We start from the raw sequence: 16842 nt of genomic DNA on the forward strand, positions 1-16842 counted from the left end.
TTCTTTTCGAGCACCCTACAGCGCTTCTTCCTTTTGCTTTGAAAATATCCTTTTCTCAGCACCTTATTTATTTTGCTTTTGACTCTGCCTTAAATTTGGCAGGATTAAAATGACAATTTAAATTTTCTTTTGCGATTTTTTGATCAATTTCCATCACGGTCGAGCCAGTAATCACCTGCGATATACACTATTGCGACCACAATCCCCCAAATCACACCTAGCAAATGGGCTTCGACCAAGACAGGGGTACCAATTAACTGCGCTGTCCCTGTACTGCCAATGGTATTTTCCCAAATCAATTTTACGAATATTAAAAACAGTACCCCTGCAGCAAATTGTCGTTCACGTTTATAAAGTAAATGTACACAGGCGACTGCAGCATAAGCACCATGTAATAAACCTGATAAACCGGCATAAGCGCCAATATCCGTGAGGTAATAGTAAAAACTTAAGCTCACCAGTGGCGGAATGATGAGAAATAAAGCAATAAAATGAGCGACAGAAACACGTGGAAAAATGAAAGGTAAACACGCAAATGCGAGAATATTAAGAAAATAATGAATCCAACCGACATGAACCCAATGTGCCGTCCATAAACGCCAAGGTTCACTTAAGATATAATCTTGCCAATAGATAAAAGTATCTTTAAAAATTTGAAGGCAAGCCGAAATCGAGACCACAACCGCAATAAAAATAATTTTATGTTGCAGATGGTGTTCCTTCATCGGCTGCTCCAATTTAATCTCTCAAGAGATGTCGCAATTGCACGATACCTCTCGAATATCCATCATCAGATAACACTGACTTAATTAAATAATTCATCCAAATCTGATGAATCTTCTGTGTCATCCCAGAAACGCTCTAAACCTTCATCTGTACTACGTACACCGGTATTTTCAGTCCAATAGCGATCTGCGATGCCGTGCACCATACTCGCTGCCATACTATCAATCAGCTTGAACTGCGGGTTAATTGGTTTCTCTTCACTCCGTGCTTGTGAGAATGTTCTTAAAGCATCACGGATTTTGGCATCATCACCACTGGCTTGTGCAGCGACAGCATACAATGCATGAGATAAACGTACACCCTTTTGCTCACCAATTTGTGTAGATTGTTTCAAGGTTTGGTACGGATCTGGTTTACCATCCCCTGCACCTGGCAGTAATGTCCAAATCACAGCACGAGTCGCGTTTGGTGCACCCCAGAATTTAGTATTGTCCAAGCACACCATGCCGCGCTCTACCACAGCAGCAATATCTTTTGGTACTTGTACTGCACCACCAGAATTGATGTCATTGGTCATCGCCTGAAGACCACTTAACATACCGAGTAAATAAACGGTTTGTTCGATATCACTATTCATACGTGGGCAGCTATCACCCAGCGGCTTCTTGTATTTTTTCTCATAACGCGTCTGGAACAGTTGATAACCTGTGTATTGGCGCTGTGCTGCTAGTGCTGCCCAACGTTTTTGCTCTACACGGGCATCTTGAGCTTCAGCCACTTTATGATCTTTTGAAGCTCGCATATAACGCAGTTCAGCATCTAAGGCTTTTTGTTCCGCACAAATACCTGCTGCCGAGTACATCAGCACGGCAACACGGGTCGGATCGGCCCCCATATCTTTGGTTGCCATAATTGCTGGCGTTAAAGAATTACCAGAATTACACACCATTTCAGCATCATCCATCGCCAAAATAGGTGGAACAATATGTTTTTCAGTGAAACCGAGTGCAACATTGGCACCTGTTTTAATGACTTGAGAACAACCGGTTAATACTGTTGTTGTTATTGCAATTGCAGCCACACCTTGGCATATTTTTTGGACGCTCGACATTTTCCTGTCCTCTATAATTGTGATTATGTCCTTCCCGATAAACATATCAGATGCATTTTATGATGAAAAGAGTAATTACTCTAAATTAGACGATTCACTTTGACATGAATGACCACAACTGCAATTGACTGAAGCTCGACTTTATCCAAATTTTAGGCAAAAAAAAGTAGCATTGCGACGGTTCAGCACATGCTACTTATTAACTGAGAAAGTGTTTCTCACACTTATTTTTCCGAAAACTGATCCTTCAGCAATGTTCCAAGTCGTCCAATGACTATGGCCATAACAATGGCTACGATTAGAAACACCCACATTGGCAAAACGACCATAACGATCTCCTTTGTTTGCTGTTGGTGAATTTACTGTACATATTTTGACGAGAAGAAAAAGGGATAATTGTCAGACAATTTAGATATTTATAAACTTTTTATTGATTTTGTCTGACAATTTGAGAGTTAAAATGCGGCTAAATTGAGCGCATTTTTATAAAGATAACTCAAGCAAGCTGGGTAAATGCTTTTAAGGCTTTCCATTGTTGCATAGGCAATTGATCACACCAAATCAAGAGTGGACGTGCTTTAGCATGACGAAAATACACCACGATATACACTTGATGATCGATCACATGGCTAATCTCAACCCGTTTGACTTGGTCTTGACAAGAAATACTCCATTCCCGTCCATCCAAATATTCAAACTGATCAATCTTAGGTGATTTTTGATAAAACAGTTGATACATCACCAGTCCTGCGATCACACACATCGCCCATAACCACAGTGGCACCAACTGGTACAATACAAACATCAATATAATAAAAATCAAAAGCTGAAACCCAAGCGCAAACCAACTGCGTTTCAGCTTAAAACAGCGACTATCCATGAACGTAAAATTTCAACTTCTTAATAAAATCTTTTAATTCAGGACGTGGTGGCTCAGAGACTTCCATAAACCAATCGAGTAAATCTGGATCTTCTTGTGCAACTAAATCTGCAAACATCTGTTTTTCTTCCGCAGATGCCGACAAATAGTGATTTTTCACATACGGATCAAAATATACATCAATTTCTTTTAAACCACGACGTGCGCGGTAAATGACTTTGCGTTCTTCTAGGCTGATGTCATCAGTCATCGCATACCCCAATCATCAATGAATCTGAATAGTTTACCCGATCCCAAGCTACTTGTTGACTAGAAATCAAGAGATTGACCAAATCCATCATGCATTTATTCATAATTGAGCACACTGCACATTGTGAGCGTGCCGCAAGTCTTTTACTTTGGTTTCATCACAATAAGACTGAGATAAAAACAATATGCAATCTGCTGCGATTCGTCCCTTAAGCAATATGTTACCGCGCCAACTATTTAACAGTGAACATGAAGCATTCCGTGACACTGTACGACGCTTTTACGAAAGTGAAGTAATTCCAAATACCGAAAAATATGAGCAGCAACAGCATGTTGATCGAGCGCTCTGGAATAAAGCAGGCGAACTTGGACTACTCTGCTCCACAATGCCTGAAGAATATGGCGGCTCAGGTGTAGATCGCTTATATAGCATGATCCTGATTGAAGAACAGGCCTATGCGGGTGATTCTGCGACAGGCTTTTCACTGCATTCCGATATTGTCGCCAATTATATTTATAACTTTGGCAACGAAACCCAAAAACAAAATTGGCTCCCAAAAATGGCAACAGGCGAAGTCGTTACTGCTATTGCGATGACGGAACCGGGTACGGGTTCAGATTTACAGTCCGTACGAACCAGTGCTGTTGCCGATGGTGATGACTACATTATTAATGGATCAAAGATTTTCATTACTAATGGTTATTTGTGTGACATGGCGATTGTGGTATGTAAAACAGGTCAAAATGAAAAAGGTTCAGCCAACCTCTCACTCATCATAGTCGAAGCAGATCGCGCGGGTTTTTCTAAGGGTAAACCTTTAAATAAAATTGGTATGAAAGGCCAAGATACCTGTGAGCTATTCTTTGACAATGTTCGTGTACCGAAAAGCAATCTATTAGGTGCAGAAGGTATGGGCTTTATGATGCTCATGAAAGAGCTAGCATGGGAACGGCTCATTGTGGCAATTATCTGCCAAGCAGGTTCAGAAGCGGCTTTTGCGCATACCGTGAAATACACCAAAGAACGTCAAGCGTTTGGCAAACCGATTTCGTCATTTCAAAATACCCGTTTTAAACTCGCGGAACTCAGAACAGAAATCGATTTCTGCCGTGCATACTTAGACCATTGTATGCAACTACAAATTAAAAATGAATTAGGTATTGATGCGGCAGCAGCGGCTAAATACAAAATTTCAGATTTATACAGCAAAGTCGTCGATGAATGCTTACAACTGCATGGTGGCTATGGCTATATGATGGAATATCCAATTGCACGTGCCTATATCGACCATCGTGCCAATCGTATTTATGCAGGCACCAATGAAATTATGAAAGAGCTGATCTCTAGAACACTATAAAAGCCCGTCTAAGAAACAAAAAAAAGAGCACATGATGTGCTCTTTTTTATATCTAAATTACGATACCAATTTTGGCTTACGATCTAACTGATGTTCACGCTTATGAAATTTAAGCACAGCATCGGTAAAACTTGAGTTCTTTAACTCTTTACGATCAGCTAGATAATTATTGGTTACTTTCCATGGTGCGTGTTTACCCTGCTTAGGCATCACATTGGCAGCACGTGCAATATAACCTGAAGTCAGGCTACCCATCACCGTATCATCCATCAACTCTGTGGCATCACCTGTGGCAACCACTTCATCGTATTGGTTTTGATCCATGTGATTCAGTAAGCGACAAATATATTCCGCAGCGATATCGACTTTTAATGTCCATGATGCGTTGATATAACCAATAATCATGGCCATATTTGGTACATCACTCACCATTACACCTTTGTAAAGCATATGTTTTGAAGTGTCTAAAGGCTTACCATCAACTGTACCCTGAATACCACCTAGAATTTGGATATTCAAGCCTGTCGCTGAGACAATAATATCAGCATCTAAATGTTTACCCGATTTAAGCTGAATACCATTTTCAGTAAATTGTTCGATTTGATCAGTTTCAACTGATGCTTTACCTGAACGTAAGATTTTAAATAAGTCACCATCTGGCACAACACATAAACGCTGATCCCATGGATTATAGTCAGGGGTAAAGTGTTTCATATCCACTTTACCTTTAAGCTGTAACTCAATCGATTTCAATAGGAATTTACGTAATAGCTTTGGTTGTTTTTGCGCAACTGCATAAATCGCACGCTGTACACCAATATTTCGTGCACGGGTTAACTTATAAGCAACATCTTCAGGCAAAAGTTTACGCATTTTTTCGTAAACAATATCAATAGATGGTATTGAAGCGATATACGTCGGTGAACGCTGTAACATCGTTACATGCGCTGCCCCACCCTTAGACATAGCAGGTACAAGGGTAATTGCAGTTGCACCACTACCAATGATCACGACTTTTTTACCTGTGTAATCTAAATTTTCCGGCCAATGTTGCGGATGAATAAATTGTCCTTTAAATGCAGATTGATTTGGAAAATCAGGCTGGAAGCCGGCATCGTAATTGTAATAGCCCGTACAGCCTAAAACGAAATTCGCCACCCAGGTTTCTTTTTTGCCTTTAGCGTTTTCAATCTCAGCAGTCCATTTTTTGGTGGTTGAGTCATAGTTCGCAGTCAAAACACGATATTTAAAATGAATTTTTTCTTTCAGTTTAAATTCATCAATCACTTCTGATAAATAATTTTTAATCGCTGGTCCTTCAGCCAAAACATTGGCTTTTTTCCACGGTTTGAAGTTAAAACCGAACGTTGACATATCTGAGTCAGAACGTATACCCGGATATTTAAATAAATCCCATGTACCGCCAAAACTTTCACGGCGTTCAATGATATCGAAGCTACGTTGCGGACAGTGCTTAGAAAGGTGGGCAGCTAGACCTAAACCTGAAATACCTGCACCGACAATTAGAATATCAACTTGCTTTTCCATGTTGTTCTTTTAACCTAAGTGATCTCATTTATTTTATTAAAACACAAAATTGACAATACACAATGTCAAGTTTAGTTAAAACAGTCCTATTATTTATCTTTTGAGGTCATTTATATTTTTTGTCTGACAATACTATAACCATAAAAAAAGGCCGGTTTATTCAACCGACCTTTTTCGAGAACAACTGAGTTGTTTTCTACACGAAATTATTTAACTTCGCGATCTACTAGCTCAACGTAAGCCATTGGCGCAGCATCACCTGCACGGAAGCCCGCTTTAAGAACACGTAGATAACCGCCGTTACGTTCTTTGTAACGAGGGCCAAGAACGGTAAATAATTTACCAACAGTTGCTGCTGAACGAGTACGAGCAAACGCTAAACGGCGGTTTGCAACAGTATCGTTTTTAGCTAAAGTGATTAAAGGCTCAGCTACACGACGTAACTCTTTTGCTTTAGGCACAGTAGTTTTGATTAACTCGTGCTCGAACAAAGAATTAGCCATGTTTTGGAACATCGCTTTACGATGACTGCTTGTACGGCCTAATTTCACACCACTATTACGATGACGCATGGTGATAGTCCTACTTAATTAACGGCTACGATAGGCGAAACGATCGTCCATACGGAGACTAGCTGGTGGCCAGTTCTCTAAACGCATGCCGAGTTGTAAGCCTTTAGAAGCCAGAACATCTTTGATCTCAGTAAGCGATTTTTTACCAAGGTTAGGAGTTTTAAGCAACTCAACCTCAGTACGCTGTACAAGATCACCAATGTAGTAAATGTTTTCTGCTTTCAAACAGTTAGCAGAACGAACAGTAAGCTCTAGATCATCTACTGGACGAAGCAAAATCGGATCAACTTCTTCACGAGGTTCTTGAGCAACAGGTGCTTGATCTTTTTGAAGGTCAACGAAGATCGCAATTTGTTGCTGCAAGATTGTTGCAGCTTTGCGGATCGCTTCTTCAGGATCTACAGTACCGTTGGTTTCAAGATCAATGATCAGTTTATCAAGGTCAGTACGTTGTTCTACACGAGCATTTTCTACTGTGTAAGACACACGTTTGATTGGGCTATAAGACGCATCTAACTGCAAACGACCCACTGGGCGAGTTTCGCCTTCTGGGAAACGAGAGTCAGAAGTCTCGTAGCCACGACCTTGAGAAACTTTCAGGCGCATCTTAAGATTGCCTGAAGCACTTAAAGTACCGATCAAATGTTCAGGGTTAACCACTTCAACATTATGAGGTAAACGAAGGTCAGCGGCTGTTACGTCGCCAGGACCTTGTTTTTCTAATGTCAAATAAGCTTCATTTTGATCGAACAGCTTAATAGACAATCCTTTTAGGTTCAGCAAGAGCTCGACGATGTCCTGCTGCAAGCCTTCCAAAGTACTGTACTCGTGCTCAACACCCTCAATTTCAACTTCAACCACAGCAGCGCCAGGTAAAGAAGAAAGAAGGATGCGACGTAAAGCATTACCAAGAGTATGACCAAAGCCACGCTCTAAGGGTTCTAGAATAACTTTTGCCGAGGTCCCGCTTGCCGCTTCGACCTTGATCGCTTGCGGTGTTAGAAACTCATTTGCAGTACGCGTCATATTGCTACCTCAAGGATTATTTAGAATACAATTCTACAATCAAGCTTTCGTTGATTTCAGCAGGTAAATCAGAACGATCTGGTGCAGCTTTGAACGTACCTTCTAATTTAGAATGGTCTACTTCCATCCAAGAAGGAGTACCACGTTGAGCAGCTAATTCAATTGCGTTTTTGATACGTAATTGTTGTTTAGCGCCTTCGTGTACTGCAACAACGTCACCAGCTTTAACTTGGATAGACGCGATGTTAACGCGACGGCCATTTAAAGTGATTGAACGGTGAGATACAAGCTGACGAGCTTCTGCACGTGTAGAACCAAAACCCATGCGATAAACAACGTTATCAAGACGGCTTTCAAGCAATTTCAACAAGTTTTCACCTGTTGCGCCTTTAACACGAGCTGCTTCTTTGTAGTAGTTACTAAATTGACGTTCTAAAACACCGTACATACGACGTACTTTTTGTTTTTCACGTAATTGTAGTGAGTACTCAGATTGTTTGCCGCCACGAGCTCCACCGTGTTGACCAGGAGCTTTAGCGTGTTTTTTAGTCTTAACGTCAAATGGTTTAACGCCAGATTTTAATTGCAGGTCTGTCCCTTCGCGGCGAGAGAGTTTGCATTTTGGACCAATATAACGAGCCATGAATGATTCTCCTTAGACGCGACGTTTTTTAGGTGGACGGCAACCGTTGTGAGGAATTGGAGTCACATCGGTAATGCTATTAATTTTATAACCCACTGCACCTAAAGCACGAACCGCAGATTCACGACCTGGACCAGGACCTTTAACAAGGACGTCCAAGTTTTTCAAACCGTAATCCAAAGCTGCTTTACCAGCAACTTCAGCAGCTACCTGAGCAGCGAACGGAGTTGATTTACGTGATCCACGGAAGCCTTGTCCACCTGAAGTGGCCCAAGCCAGTGCATTACCTTGACGATCGGTAATAGTCACAATGGTGTTATTAAAAGAAGCGTGAATGTGTGCAACACCTTCAGAGACGGTACGAGTGACCTTCTTGCGTGTGCGTGTATCTTTAGCCATCTTTTAGCTTCCAGAAATCTTATTTCTTAATTGGTTTGCGCGGACCTTTACGGGTACGTGCGTTAGTTTTGGTGCGTTGACCACGGACAGGCAAGCTGCGACGATGACGAAGACCGCGGTAGCAGCCTAAATCCATTAAACGTTTAATGTTCATGGAAATTTCGCGACGTAAATCACCTTCGGTCGGAACCTTAGCAACTTCTGCACGAATCGCATCAAGCTGAGCGTCATCTAGTTCACGAATCTTAGTAGTTGGAGCAATACCAGCAGCAGCTAAGATAGCTTTTGAAGTATGGCGACCAATACCAAAGATATACGTTAGAGAGATAACAGCATGCTTGTTATCCGGAATGTTTACACCGGCAATACGAGCCATTCAATTTTCTCCAAAAAGGCAGTAGAGATAATCAACCGCCCCACAAAAATCTTGAGGGGCGGATAATAACCTAATTCGCCTACTGAAATCAACAGGTCTTGATCAGATTAACCTTGACGCTGCTTATGACGAGGTTCTGCGCTACAAATTACGCGGATAACCCCATTACGACGGATAACTTTGCAGCTACCACAAATTTTCTTTACAGAAGCTTGTACTTTCATGATGAAACCTCAAGTGCGCTTATCCCTTAGGATGAGCAGTCGTTTTTCTCATTAATGTTTGACTATCGTACTGGTGCGAAGTGAGATGTGCTTGTAGCTGAGCCATAAAGTCCATCACAACAACCACTACAATCAGTAACGATGTACCACCTAAGCTAAATGGAATACCAAATGAGCTTTGTAGAATCATCGGCATTAAACAGATGACTGTGATATAGATCGCGCCAATAAAGGTCAAACGATTGAGAATATGATCTAAGTAACGAGCAGTTTGCTCACCTGGACGTATACCAGGCACATAAGCTCCGCTGCGTTTCAAGTTCTCTGACACTTCTTTAGGACTGAACACAAGTGCAGTATAGAAGTAGCAGAAAAAGATAATTAACGCACCAAAGAGCACCAAATACAACGGCTGACCAGGCGATAAAACTAGTGCCAAATCTTGTAGACTACGCTGAATAATACCCGCTTTAGGATCTGCACTACCCACCCACTGACCTAAGCTCGCAGGGAACAAAAGCAGTGAACTTGCGAAAATCGCTGGAATCACACCCGCCATATTAATTTTTAATGGCAAATGTGTTTGTTGTGCAGTAAATACGCGACGACCTTGTTGTTTTTGAGCATAGTTTACTGGAATACGACGTTGCGCTTTCTCAATAAACACGATTGCTGCAAGTACAGCCACTGATAACAAAGCGAATACAGCCAAGCCAATCAAGCTTGATTGTCCGTTATCAACAGAAGTTAAAGATTGCATAACCAAGTTAGGCAACCCTGCAACAATACCCGCGAAGATGATCATGGAAATACCATTACCCACCCCACGCTCGGTGATCTGTTCACCCAACCACATCAAGAACATTGTACCTGCAACCAGTGAAGTTACAGCCGGCACATAAAATGCTAAGCCTGAAGTCAAAGTAATGCCCTGACTAATCAAACCTGCACACATACCAACAGACTGCACAAATGCAAGTAACAACGTACCTTGTCGTGTGTACTGATTTATCTTACGTTTGCCTTGTTCGCCTTCTTTTTTCAAAGCTTCCAGCGAAGGAATTACCGTAGACATTAACTGCACGATAATCGAAGCAGAAATGTACGGCATAATCCCAAGAGCAAGAATAGACATTCGCTCTAATGCACCGCCTGAGAACATATTAAACAAACCCAGGATGGTGCCTGAGTTTGCATTAAATAAATTCTCTAAAGCGGCACTATTAATGCCTGGTACTGGAATATGCGCTCCTAGTCGAAACACCAACAACGCACCAATGAGAAACATCATTCGGCGAATAATTTCACGGTATTTCACATGAAACGGTTGGCCTTTCATCATATTGACATGACCTGTAGAACTAGGAGACATAGACACTGGAGATTACTCCTCGACTTTGCCGCCAGCAGCTTCAACAGCAGCTTTAGCGCCTTTAGTCAAAGCAACACCTTGAACAGTGAATGCACGAGTAATTTCACCAGAAAGCACGATACGAGCACGAAGCATATCTTTACGTACAACGTTCGCAGCTTTTAAAGTTTCAAGAGACACGATGTCGCCTTCAACTTTGCTAAGCTCAGATAAACGTACTTCAGCAGTTTTCAAAGCTTGTTGGCTAGTGAAACCGAATTTAGGTAGACGACGGTAGATCGCAGTTTGACCACCTTCGAAACCTGGACGAGTACCACCGCTCTTACGAGAGTTTTGACCTTTGACACCACGGCCACCAGTCTTACCAACGCCAGAACCGATACCACGACCTAAACGTAAGTTATTACGTTTAGCACCTTCTGCAGGTGCAATAGTATTTAAACGCAGAGTCATGGCTTATTCCTCTACACTAACCATATAGTAAACTTGGTTGATCATACCACGGTTAGAAGGTGTATCTTGCACTTCTACAGTATGACCAATACGACGCAGACCTAAACCTTTGAGGCTAAGCTTGTGATTTTTCAAGCGGTGCGCTGCAGATTTAGTCTGGGTAACTTTAATCGTTTTCATGATTATTACCCTTGAATTTGTTCAACAGTAAGACCACGTTTCGCAGCGACTTTCTCAGGAGAAGTCATATCACGCAAACCGTTGAAAGTTGCGTTTACTACGTTAGCAGCATTTGTAGAACCATAACATTTAGTTAATACGTTACGTACACCAACAGCTTCTAAAACTGCACGCATAGCGCCACCAGCAATTACACCAGTACCTTCAGAAGCAGGTTGCATGTAAACGCGGCTTGCACCGTGACGAGCGTTAATAGGGTGTTGTACAGTACCGTTAACAAGTTCAACAGTAATCATGTTACGACGAGCAGCTTCAAGTGCTTTAGAGATAGCAGCTGGAACTTCACGTGCTTTACCACGACCAAAACCTACACGACCGTTACCGTCGCCCACAACAGTTAATGCTGTGAAAGAGAAGATACGACCACCCTTAACAACTTTGGCTACACGATCAACGGCAACCAGCTTTTCAACAAGACCTTCGTTTTGTTCAACTTTAGCCATGATTAGAACTCCAAGCCGTTTTCACGAGCAGCATCAGCCAAGGCTTTGATACGACCATGATATTTGAAACCAGAACGGTCAAATGCAACTTTAGTAATACCAGCTGCTTTAGCGCGTTCTGCGATTAAAGCACCTACTTTTTGAGCTGCTTCAACATTACCAGTTGTACCCGCACGTAAAGTAGCGTCTAAAGTAGAAGCTTGCGCTAATACTTTGCCACCATCTGCTGAGATAACTTGAGCATAGATGTGACGCGGAGTGCGGTTTACACACAAACGAGTCGCACCCAATGCACGAATGTGCAAGCGTGTGCTTTTCGCACGACGCAAACGGGATTGTTTCTTTTCGTTCATAAGAACCTCGCGCCTTATTTCTTCTTAGCTTCTTTACGAAGTACAACTTCATCAGAATAACGAACACCTTTACCTTTATAAGGCTCTGGTGGACGGTAACCACGGATATCTGCAGCAACTTGACCTAAACGTGCTTTATCAGCAGATTTAAGAACGATTTCAGTTGCTGTTGGAGTTTCAGCAGTTACACCTTCAGGAAGGTTGTAGTCGATCGGGTGAGAGAAACCAAGGTTAAGGTTAATAACATTACCTTTAACCGCAGCTTTATAACCAACACCGATAAGCTGTAACTTACGTTCGAAACCTTCGCTAACACCTTTTACAAGGTTGTTAAGCACAGCGCGAGCAGTACCAGCTTGCATCCAAGCATCTTTCGATTCAGCTTTTGGAGCAACAACTAGAGTACCGTCTTCCTGTTTAAGCTCGACCAGCGCATGCAGGTTGAAAGACAATGTACCTTTAGTGCCTTTCACTTCGACCTGCCGGCCGTTCTGAGTAACTGTTACACCGTTAGGTACAGTTACTGGGGCTTTAGCCACACGAGACATGAGGAATCACCTATTAAGAAACAAAAGCAATAACTTCACCACCAACGCCTGCAGCACGTGCAGCGCGATCAGTCATGATGCCTTTGCTTGTAGAAACAATTGCAATACCTAAACCTTGCTTAACGCTAGGAAGTGCATCTTTACCGCGATATTGACGTAGACCTGGACGGCTTACGCGTTTCACAGTTTCGATAACTGGTTTGCCTTCGAAATATTTTAACGTAATTGTTAAAGTTGGTTTGCCTTCAGCTTCCGCAACTTCTACGTTAGAGATGTAACCTTCTTGTTGAAGTACGTTAGCAATCGCAACTTTCAACTTAGAATTAGGCATAGAAACAGTTTGTTTCTTCGCCATTTGAGCGTTACGAACACGAGTTAACATGTCGGCAACGGTATCTTGCATACTCATTTATAGTGCTCCTTACCAGCTTGCCTTAACAACGCCCGGTACATCACCTTGCATTACTGTATCGCGTAATTTGTTACGGCTTAGACCGAACTTACGGAAGTAACCATGAGGACGACCAGTTAAACCACAACGGTTACGTAGACGTACTGGAGATGCATTACGTGGTAATGCTTGTAATTTCATCATCGCTTCGAAACGTTCTTCGTCTGATGCATTTACGTTTGCAATAACAGCTTTTAATTCAGCACGTTTTGCAGCGTATTTAGCAACAGTAGCTTCGCGTTTCAATTCGCGATTAATCATACCTTTCTTAGCCATATCGACCTCTTATTTGAACGGGAAGCCGAATGCACGCATAAGCGCACGGCCTTCGTCATCGGTGCGAGCAGTCGTAGTGATGGTAATGTCCATACCACGAATACGATCAATCTTATCAAAATCGATCTCAGGGAACATGATTTGTTCTTTAAGACCCATTGAGTAGTTACCACGACCGTCGAACGATTTCGCAGAGAAACCGCGGAAGTCACGGATACGAGGAATCGCAATCGAGATCAAACGGTCTAAGAATTCGTACATACGTTCGCCGCGTAAAGTAACTTTACAACCAATCGGCCAACCATCACGGATTTTGAAACCAGCGATAGATTTACGAGCTAACGTAAGAACTGGTTTTTGACCAGCAATCGCTTGCATATCTGCAAGAGCACCATCAAGGAGTTTTTTGTCAGCAGAAGCTGCACCAACACCCATGTTGATTGTGATTTTAGTGATGCGAGGAATATCCATCACATTCTTAACGCCCAATGTCTCTTGTAATTGAGCTTTAAGTTCGTCGTTGTAACGCGCTTTAAGTCTGGCCATTGCCTATTTCAACCTATTACTTCGCTACCGCCACTGATTCACCATTTGATTTGTAAACGCGAGTTTTCACGCCGTCAATCACTTGGTAACCAACACGGTCAGCCTTTTGGGTTGTAGCATTAAAAATTGCCACGTTAGAAATATGAAGCGAAGCTTCTTGAGTTACGATTGCGCCTTCAGCGCCTGTAGCTCGGTTCGGCTTTTGATGCTTCTTAACTAAGTTAAGACCTTCAACCTTAACTTGGTCGTTAGAAACTGACAATACAGTACCCTGTTTGCCTTTTTCTTTACCTGCGATCACAATTACTTGATCGCCCTTTTTAATCTTAGCCATGATCGCCTCTTATAGAACTTCAGGAGCCAATGAAATAATTTTCATGAACTGTTCAGTACGAAGTTCACGAGTCACTGGTCCAAAAATACGAGTTGCAATCGGTGCTTTGTTGTTGTTCAAAATAACAGCAGCGTTATCATCGAAACGAATAACAGAACCATCTGGACGACGGATACCGAATTTTGTACGTACAACTACTGCATTCATTACGTCGCCTTTTTTAACACGGCCACGTGGAATTGCTTCTTTTACAGTAACTTTAATAATATCGCCAACTGAAGCATAACGACGATGTGAACCACCAAGTACTTTAATACATTGTACGCGGCGTGCACCACTGTTGTCTGCTACGTCGAGCATACTTTCGGTCTGAATCATTGCCCTACTCCAAAACCGAGCAACACCGGTCGAAAATTCGAAAGGCTCAAAGAGTACTCGAAATCGACCGATGATGCAACAAGAACGTTAATTACTCAGCAGCTGCTTCAACAACTTCAACTAAAGTCCAAGACTTAGTTTTAGAAATTGGGCGGCTTTCTTTGATAGTCACAACATCGCCAAGTTTAGCTGTGTTGTTCTCATCATGAGCATGTAATTTTGTTGAACGGCGGATTAATTTGCCATACAACGGGTGTTGAACACGACGTTCGATAAGCACAACAATAGACTTGTCCATTTTGTCGCTTACTACTTTGCCTGTTAACGTGCGGACTGTTTGTTCACTCATTGTCCGTTCCCCTGTTTTTCGGTAAGGAGGGTCTTGATGCGAGCAATAGTCTTACGAGTAAGCGCTACTTCGTGCGATTTACCCAATTGACCAGTTGCCTTAGCCATACGAAGACGGAATTGGTTCAACTGTTGCTCATCAAGCAAAGTTTTCAACTCTTCTACCGACTTTTCACGTAGATCTTTAGTTTTCATTACATTACCGTCCGAGTCACGATAGCGGTTTTGAACGGAAGCTTAGCAGCAGCAAGCGTGAACGCTTCGCGAGCCAATTCTTCGTTAACACCATCAATTTCGTACAAGACTTTACCTGGTTTGATTTGACAAACCCAATATTCCACAGAACCTTTACCTTTACCCATACGCACTTCAAGTGGTTTAGAAGTAATAGGCTTGTCCGGGAATACACGGATAAAGATTTTACCACCACGTTTAATACGACGGCTAATTGTACGACGCGCTGCTTCAATTTGACGCGCAGTCATTTGACCACGTTCAATTGATTTAAGAGCGATAGTACCAAAAGATACTGTGCTACCGCGGTGTGCTAGACCAGTGTTACGGCCTTTTTGCACTTTACGGAATTTAGTACGTTTAGGTTGCAACATGGATTATTCTCCTTTTTCAGCAGAACGATCATTGCGACGACCACGACGCTCTTGACCTTCACCACGACCGCGACCGCGTTTAGCTGGACGTTCTTCAGCAGGAGCTGGGTTCATGACTTGTTTCATGCCGCCCAAGATCTCACCACGGAAGATCCAAACTTTAACACCGATCGTACCGTAAGTAGTCTCAGCACGCATAGTAGCGTAGTCGATGTCTGCACGAAGAGTATGTAGAGGTACACGACCTTCACGATACCATTCAGTACGAGCAATTTCAGCACCGCCTAAACGACCTGATACTTCAACTTTGATACCTTTCGCACCAGCACGCATAGTGTTTTGAACCGCACGTTTCATAGCACGACGGAACATAACGCGTTTTTCTAATTGAGAAGCAATTGCTTCAGCAACTAAACGAGCGTCTAAGTCTGGACGATCAATTTCATTGATACTTACTTGCGCAGGAACACCCATGATAGATGTTAATTCGCGTTGTAATTTCTCAATATCTTCGCCTTTTTTACCGATCACGATACCAGGGCGCGCAGTGCTAATAGTCACTTTCGCAGCGCCTGTAGGGCGTTCGATAAGAATATTGCTTACCATTGCATTCTTAAGTTTTTTAGTTAAAAACTCACGAACTTGCAAATCTTTAAGCAAGTATTCTGCGTATTGTTTCGGACTCGCATACCAGTTAGCGTTATGACGTTTCACAACACCTAGGCGGATACCGATTGGATGAACCTTCTGACCCATATCAAACCCCTACCTTAACGGTAATGTGACAAGTACGCTTAGTAATACGATCTGCACGGCCTTTAGCACGTGGCAAAATACGTTTCAGGCTCATGCCTTCATCAACGTAGATCGTAGAAACTTTAAGGTCGTCTACATCTAAACTGTTATTGTGTTCAGCGTTTGCAATCGCAGACTCTAACGCTTTCTTAACTAAAACTGCAGCTTTTTTGTTGCTGAAGTTCAAAATGTTAAGTGCGTGCGCAACAGATTTGCCGCGGATAAGATCTGCAACCAAACGAGCTTTCTGTGCCGAGATAGCGGCACCGCGTAATTTAGCAGTTACTTCCATCATAGCACCTATTAACGTTTAGACTTCTTGTCAACACCGTGACCGCGATAAGTACGAGTTGGTGCAAATTCACCAAGCTTGTGACCAACCATGTGTTCAGAAACGATCACAGGTACGTGGTTACGGCCATTGTGTACAGAAATTGTTAGACCAACAAAATCTGGGAGGATCATCGAACGACGCGACCAAGTTTTGATCGGCTTACGGTTATTAGCCGCGATAGCCGCTTCAACCTTAGCGAACAAGTGCGCATCGACGAATGGGCCTTTTTTCAGAGAACGAGGCATTGTCAG

The 16842-nt window shown here is 42.4% G+C and carries 28 protein-coding genes and 1 pseudogene; 1 reads left to right on the forward strand and 28 read right to left on the reverse strand.

The genetic code is table 11. The features are described from left to right. Nucleotides 1-143: 143 nt before the first annotated feature. The 4 genes from rrtA to A3K93_RS10400 all read right to left on the reverse strand — a co-directional run bounded on the left by rrtA (nucleotide 144) and on the right by A3K93_RS10400 (nucleotide 2967). The gene (gene rrtA / locus A3K93_RS10385) at nucleotides 144-725 is read right to left on the reverse strand and encodes a rhombosortase (RefSeq protein ID WP_067731166.1); all 582 of its coding nucleotides are present in this window, start codon (nucleotides 723-725) and stop codon (nucleotides 144-146) included. 80 nt (nucleotides 726-805) lie between these two features. Then, nucleotides 806-1837 carry a hypothetical protein gene (locus tag A3K93_RS10390; protein ID WP_067731167.1) on the reverse strand — a complete coding sequence of 344 codons (1032 nt, stop codon included), beginning with the start codon at nucleotides 1835-1837 and terminating at the stop codon, nucleotides 806-808. Nucleotides 1838-2333: 496 nt separating this feature from the next. Further along, nucleotides 2334-2717, reverse strand: a complete 384-nt coding sequence (locus tag A3K93_RS10395) for a hypothetical protein (RefSeq protein WP_067731168.1) — start codon at nucleotides 2715-2717, stop codon at nucleotides 2334-2336. Next, nucleotides 2710-2967: an FAD assembly factor SdhE gene (locus A3K93_RS10400; protein ID WP_067731169.1), complete on the reverse strand. Its 258-nt coding sequence runs from the start codon at nucleotides 2965-2967 to the stop codon at nucleotides 2710-2712. Before A3K93_RS10400 ends, A3K93_RS10395 begins: the two co-directional genes overlap by 8 nt. A gap of 184 nt (nucleotides 2968-3151) precedes the next feature. Here A3K93_RS10400 and A3K93_RS10405 point away from each other — a divergent pair, with 184 nt between their 5' ends. Next, nucleotides 3152-4324, forward strand: coding sequence for an acyl-CoA dehydrogenase family protein (locus tag A3K93_RS10405; protein WP_067731170.1), 1173 nt, complete (start codon nucleotides 3152-3154; stop codon nucleotides 4322-4324). A gap of 57 nt (nucleotides 4325-4381) precedes the next feature. Here the strand turns inward: A3K93_RS10405 and A3K93_RS10410 are convergent, their stop codons facing one another. The 24 genes and pseudogenes from A3K93_RS10410 to rpsS all read right to left on the reverse strand — a co-directional run bounded on the left by A3K93_RS10410 (nucleotide 4382) and on the right by rpsS (nucleotide 16836). After that, entirely contained in the window at nucleotides 4382-5872 is a 1491-nt protein-coding gene (locus A3K93_RS10410) for a flavin-containing monooxygenase (RefSeq protein WP_067731171.1), read from the reverse strand. Between the two features lie 206 nt (nucleotides 5873-6078). Beyond that, nucleotides 6079-6444 (reverse strand): 50S ribosomal protein L17, encoded by a 366-nt coding sequence (rplQ, locus tag A3K93_RS10415; protein ID WP_004691290.1) that lies wholly within the window; start codon nucleotides 6442-6444, stop codon nucleotides 6079-6081. Between the two features lie 18 nt (nucleotides 6445-6462). Further along, on the reverse strand, nucleotides 6463-7470 hold the full coding sequence (locus A3K93_RS10420; RefSeq protein ID WP_004869497.1) for a DNA-directed RNA polymerase subunit alpha: 1008 nt from the start codon (nucleotides 7468-7470) through the stop codon (nucleotides 6463-6465). Nucleotides 7471-7486: 16 nt separating this feature from the next. After that, nucleotides 7487-8113 carry a 30S ribosomal protein S4 gene (gene rpsD, locus A3K93_RS10425; protein ID WP_067731172.1) on the reverse strand — a complete coding sequence of 209 codons (627 nt, stop codon included), beginning with the start codon at nucleotides 8111-8113 and terminating at the stop codon, nucleotides 7487-7489. Between the two features lie 12 nt (nucleotides 8114-8125). Further along, the gene (gene rpsK, locus A3K93_RS10430; RefSeq protein WP_001040166.1) at nucleotides 8126-8512 is read right to left on the reverse strand and encodes a 30S ribosomal protein S11; all 387 of its coding nucleotides are present in this window, start codon (nucleotides 8510-8512) and stop codon (nucleotides 8126-8128) included. A 19-nt stretch (nucleotides 8513-8531) separates the two neighbouring features. After that, nucleotides 8532-8888 carry a 30S ribosomal protein S13 gene (gene rpsM / locus A3K93_RS10435; RefSeq protein ID WP_004281492.1) on the reverse strand — a complete coding sequence of 119 codons (357 nt, stop codon included), beginning with the start codon at nucleotides 8886-8888 and terminating at the stop codon, nucleotides 8532-8534. A 107-nt stretch (nucleotides 8889-8995) separates the two neighbouring features. Beyond that, on the reverse strand, nucleotides 8996-9112 hold the full coding sequence (rpmJ, locus tag A3K93_RS10440; RefSeq protein WP_000867907.1) for a 50S ribosomal protein L36: 117 nt from the start codon (nucleotides 9110-9112) through the stop codon (nucleotides 8996-8998). A 19-nt stretch (nucleotides 9113-9131) separates the two neighbouring features. Continuing rightward, nucleotides 9132-10451, reverse strand: coding sequence for a preprotein translocase subunit SecY (secY, locus tag A3K93_RS10445; protein WP_171255108.1), 1320 nt, complete (start codon nucleotides 10449-10451; stop codon nucleotides 9132-9134). Nucleotides 10452-10496: 45 nt separating this feature from the next. Then, a complete protein-coding gene (gene rplO, locus A3K93_RS10450) occupies nucleotides 10497-10937 on the reverse strand; it encodes a 50S ribosomal protein L15 (protein ID WP_067731174.1) in 441 nt (146 codons plus the stop codon). Nucleotides 10938-10940: 3 nt separating this feature from the next. Then, the gene (rpmD, locus tag A3K93_RS10455) at nucleotides 10941-11117 is read right to left on the reverse strand and encodes a 50S ribosomal protein L30 (protein WP_067731175.1); all 177 of its coding nucleotides are present in this window, start codon (nucleotides 11115-11117) and stop codon (nucleotides 10941-10943) included. A gap of 5 nt (nucleotides 11118-11122) precedes the next feature. Further along, nucleotides 11123-11620 carry a 30S ribosomal protein S5 gene (rpsE, locus tag A3K93_RS10460; protein ID WP_067731176.1) on the reverse strand — a complete coding sequence of 166 codons (498 nt, stop codon included), beginning with the start codon at nucleotides 11618-11620 and terminating at the stop codon, nucleotides 11123-11125. 2 nt (nucleotides 11621-11622) lie between these two features. Next, nucleotides 11623-11973 carry a 50S ribosomal protein L18 gene (gene rplR, locus A3K93_RS10465; RefSeq protein WP_067731177.1) on the reverse strand — a complete coding sequence of 117 codons (351 nt, stop codon included), beginning with the start codon at nucleotides 11971-11973 and terminating at the stop codon, nucleotides 11623-11625. Between the two features lie 14 nt (nucleotides 11974-11987). Beyond that, complete coding sequence (gene rplF, locus A3K93_RS10470) at nucleotides 11988-12521, reverse strand: 50S ribosomal protein L6 (RefSeq protein ID WP_067731178.1); 534 nt, start codon at nucleotides 12519-12521, stop codon at nucleotides 11988-11990. Between the two features lie 13 nt (nucleotides 12522-12534). After that, nucleotides 12535-12930, reverse strand: a complete 396-nt coding sequence (gene rpsH, locus A3K93_RS10475; RefSeq protein WP_067731179.1) for a 30S ribosomal protein S8 — start codon at nucleotides 12928-12930, stop codon at nucleotides 12535-12537. Between the two features lie 12 nt (nucleotides 12931-12942). Further along, nucleotides 12943-13248 (reverse strand): 30S ribosomal protein S14, encoded by a 306-nt coding sequence (gene rpsN, locus A3K93_RS10480; RefSeq protein ID WP_067731180.1) that lies wholly within the window; start codon nucleotides 13246-13248, stop codon nucleotides 12943-12945. Between the two features lie 9 nt (nucleotides 13249-13257). Beyond that, nucleotides 13258-13794, reverse strand: a complete 537-nt coding sequence (gene rplE, locus A3K93_RS10485) for a 50S ribosomal protein L5 (RefSeq protein WP_067731181.1) — start codon at nucleotides 13792-13794, stop codon at nucleotides 13258-13260. 16 nt (nucleotides 13795-13810) lie between these two features. Next, nucleotides 13811-14128 carry a 50S ribosomal protein L24 gene (gene rplX / locus A3K93_RS10490; RefSeq protein ID WP_067731182.1) on the reverse strand — a complete coding sequence of 106 codons (318 nt, stop codon included), beginning with the start codon at nucleotides 14126-14128 and terminating at the stop codon, nucleotides 13811-13813. 9 nt (nucleotides 14129-14137) lie between these two features. Continuing rightward, nucleotides 14138-14506 (reverse strand): 50S ribosomal protein L14, encoded by a 369-nt coding sequence (gene rplN / locus A3K93_RS10495; RefSeq protein ID WP_004725701.1) that lies wholly within the window; start codon nucleotides 14504-14506, stop codon nucleotides 14138-14140. Between the two features lie 91 nt (nucleotides 14507-14597). Beyond that, entirely contained in the window at nucleotides 14598-14855 is a 258-nt protein-coding gene (rpsQ, locus tag A3K93_RS10500) for a 30S ribosomal protein S17 (protein WP_067731183.1), read from the reverse strand. After that, nucleotides 14852-15049, reverse strand: coding sequence for a 50S ribosomal protein L29 (gene rpmC / locus A3K93_RS10505; protein ID WP_067731184.1), 198 nt, complete (start codon nucleotides 15047-15049; stop codon nucleotides 14852-14854). Before rpmC ends, rpsQ begins: the two co-directional genes overlap by 4 nt. Next, a complete protein-coding gene (gene rplP, locus A3K93_RS10510; protein WP_067731185.1) occupies nucleotides 15049-15462 on the reverse strand; it encodes a 50S ribosomal protein L16 in 414 nt (137 codons plus the stop codon). The genes rpmC and rplP overlap by 1 nt, the downstream gene beginning before the upstream one ends. Continuing rightward, a pseudogene (gene rpsC, locus A3K93_RS10515) lies at nucleotides 15402-16218 on the reverse strand (30S ribosomal protein S3). The gene rplP and the pseudogene rpsC overlap by 61 nt, the downstream one beginning before the upstream one ends. 1 nt (nucleotide 16219) lies before the next feature. Continuing rightward, on the reverse strand, nucleotides 16220-16549 hold the full coding sequence (gene rplV, locus A3K93_RS10520; protein WP_035265103.1) for a 50S ribosomal protein L22: 330 nt from the start codon (nucleotides 16547-16549) through the stop codon (nucleotides 16220-16222). 11 nt (nucleotides 16550-16560) lie between these two features. Continuing rightward, nucleotides 16561-16836 carry a 30S ribosomal protein S19 gene (gene rpsS, locus A3K93_RS10525; protein ID WP_004281508.1) on the reverse strand — a complete coding sequence of 92 codons (276 nt, stop codon included), beginning with the start codon at nucleotides 16834-16836 and terminating at the stop codon, nucleotides 16561-16563. Between the last annotated feature and the right edge of the window lie 6 nt (nucleotides 16837-16842).

Origin of the sequence: Acinetobacter sp. NCu2D-2 (genome assembly GCF_001647675.1) — a bacterium.
Classification (GTDB): domain Bacteria; phylum Pseudomonadota; class Gammaproteobacteria; order Pseudomonadales; family Moraxellaceae; genus Acinetobacter.

Bases quoted from the DNA above. Each gene is read 5' to 3' on its own strand.
- rrtA (WP_067731166.1), bottom strand. From the start codon at position 725: ATGAAGGAACACCATCTGCAACATAAAATTATTTTTATTGCGGTTGTG.
- A3K93_RS10390 (WP_067731167.1), bottom strand. From the start codon at position 1,837: ATGTCGAGCGTCCAAAAAATATGCCAAGGTGTGGCTGCAATTGCAATA.
- A3K93_RS10395 (WP_067731168.1), bottom strand. From the start codon at position 2,717: ATGGATAGTCGCTGTTTTAAGCTGAAACGCAGTTGGTTTGCGCTTGGG.
- A3K93_RS10400 (WP_067731169.1), bottom strand. From the start codon at position 2,967: ATGACTGATGACATCAGCCTAGAAGAACGCAAAGTCATTTACCGCGCA.
- A3K93_RS10405 (WP_067731170.1), top strand. From the start codon at position 3,152: ATGCAATCTGCTGCGATTCGTCCCTTAAGCAATATGTTACCGCGCCAA.
- A3K93_RS10410 (WP_067731171.1), bottom strand. From the start codon at position 5,872: ATGGAAAAGCAAGTTGATATTCTAATTGTCGGTGCAGGTATTTCAGGT.
- rplQ (WP_004691290.1), bottom strand. From the start codon at position 6,444: ATGCGTCATCGTAATAGTGGTGTGAAATTAGGCCGTACAAGCAGTCAT.
- A3K93_RS10420 (WP_004869497.1), bottom strand. From the start codon at position 7,470: ATGACGCGTACTGCAAATGAGTTTCTAACACCGCAAGCGATCAAGGTC.
- rpsD (WP_067731172.1), bottom strand. From the start codon at position 8,113: ATGGCTCGTTATATTGGTCCAAAATGCAAACTCTCTCGCCGCGAAGGG.
- rpsK (WP_001040166.1), bottom strand. From the start codon at position 8,512: ATGGCTAAAGATACACGCACACGCAAGAAGGTCACTCGTACCGTCTCT.
- rpsM (WP_004281492.1), bottom strand. From the start codon at position 8,888: ATGGCTCGTATTGCCGGTGTAAACATTCCGGATAACAAGCATGCTGTT.
- rpmJ (WP_000867907.1), bottom strand. From the start codon at position 9,112: ATGAAAGTACAAGCTTCTGTAAAGAAAATTTGTGGTAGCTGCAAAGTT.
- secY (WP_171255108.1), bottom strand. From the start codon at position 10,451: ATGAAAGGCCAACCGTTTCATGTGAAATACCGTGAAATTATTCGCCGA.
- rplO (WP_067731174.1), bottom strand. From the start codon at position 10,937: ATGACTCTGCGTTTAAATACTATTGCACCTGCAGAAGGTGCTAAACGT.
- rpmD (WP_067731175.1), bottom strand. From the start codon at position 11,117: ATGAAAACGATTAAAGTTACCCAGACTAAATCTGCAGCGCACCGCTTG.
- rpsE (WP_067731176.1), bottom strand. From the start codon at position 11,620: ATGGCTAAAGTTGAACAAAACGAAGGTCTTGTTGAAAAGCTGGTTGCC.
- rplR (WP_067731177.1), bottom strand. From the start codon at position 11,973: ATGAACGAAAAGAAACAATCCCGTTTGCGTCGTGCGAAAAGCACACGC.
- rplF (WP_067731178.1), bottom strand. From the start codon at position 12,521: ATGTCTCGTGTGGCTAAAGCCCCAGTAACTGTACCTAACGGTGTAACA.
- rpsH (WP_067731179.1), bottom strand. From the start codon at position 12,930: ATGAGTATGCAAGATACCGTTGCCGACATGTTAACTCGTGTTCGTAAC.
- rpsN (WP_067731180.1), bottom strand. From the start codon at position 13,248: ATGGCTAAGAAAGGTATGATTAATCGCGAATTGAAACGCGAAGCTACT.
- rplE (WP_067731181.1), bottom strand. From the start codon at position 13,794: ATGGCCAGACTTAAAGCGCGTTACAACGACGAACTTAAAGCTCAATTA.
- rplX (WP_067731182.1), bottom strand. From the start codon at position 14,128: ATGGCTAAGATTAAAAAGGGCGATCAAGTAATTGTGATCGCAGGTAAA.
- rplN (WP_004725701.1), bottom strand. From the start codon at position 14,506: ATGATTCAGACCGAAAGTATGCTCGACGTAGCAGACAACAGTGGTGCA.
- rpsQ (WP_067731183.1), bottom strand. From the start codon at position 14,855: ATGAGTGAACAAACAGTCCGCACGTTAACAGGCAAAGTAGTAAGCGAC.
- rpmC (WP_067731184.1), bottom strand. From the start codon at position 15,049: ATGAAAACTAAAGATCTACGTGAAAAGTCGGTAGAAGAGTTGAAAACT.
- rplP (WP_067731185.1), bottom strand. From the start codon at position 15,462: ATGTTGCAACCTAAACGTACTAAATTCCGTAAAGTGCAAAAAGGCCGT.
- rplV (WP_035265103.1), bottom strand. From the start codon at position 16,549: ATGGAAGTAACTGCTAAATTACGCGGTGCCGCTATCTCGGCACAGAAA.
- rpsS (WP_004281508.1), bottom strand. From the start codon at position 16,836: ATGCCTCGTTCTCTGAAAAAAGGCCCATTCGTCGATGCGCACTTGTTC.